Raw genomic sequence first — 490 nt, 5'->3', positions numbered from 1 at the left:
GCCGTGCACCTGTGGAACAAGCACGGCTTCGCCATCGTCGGCCGCGTGCCGGAGGCGTTCCGGCATCCGACGCTGGGTTTGGTGGATATCTACGTGATGCATCGGATGCTCTGAGTGCGCGGCAAGCGCGCTCGATCCGAATCGCACTGAAAGCCGCGCCTGATTCGATCGCCGCTTCGCCACGAACGCCCCCTGTAGGAGCGGCGCAAGCCGCGACCGCGCCAACGCAACGACGACGCCGCCCACCTACCCGTCATTCCGGCGAAAGCCGGAAACAATTTTGATTTTCGCTGTTGCGAGCGCCGGCGATAACGGCGGCAAAAGCAAAGTCAAAATGGGTTCCGGCTTTCGCCGGAATGACGGAAAATCGGGGATGACGCGGAAGTAGGAATGACGGAGAAACCGGGCCGAGGCAAAAAACAGAGCGAAGGAGAAGACGGATGTGCGACGCGGCGCCGCGCGACAGACGCATCACCGCAACCACAACGCC

General features: G+C 62.4%; 1 protein-coding gene. It reads right to left on the bottom strand.

Annotation, left to right across the window (positions count from 1 at the left end; genetic code table 11):
* Window positions 1-253: 253 nt before the first annotated feature.
* The coding region (locus tag AC0AIB_RS31110; RefSeq protein WP_465098065.1) for a hypothetical protein at window positions 254-490 on the bottom strand (237 nt) is incomplete at its 5' end.

It is taken from the genome of Micromonospora sp. DSM 43699 (assembly GCF_055517075.1).
This window is presented reverse-complemented; position numbering and strand designations above follow the sequence as displayed.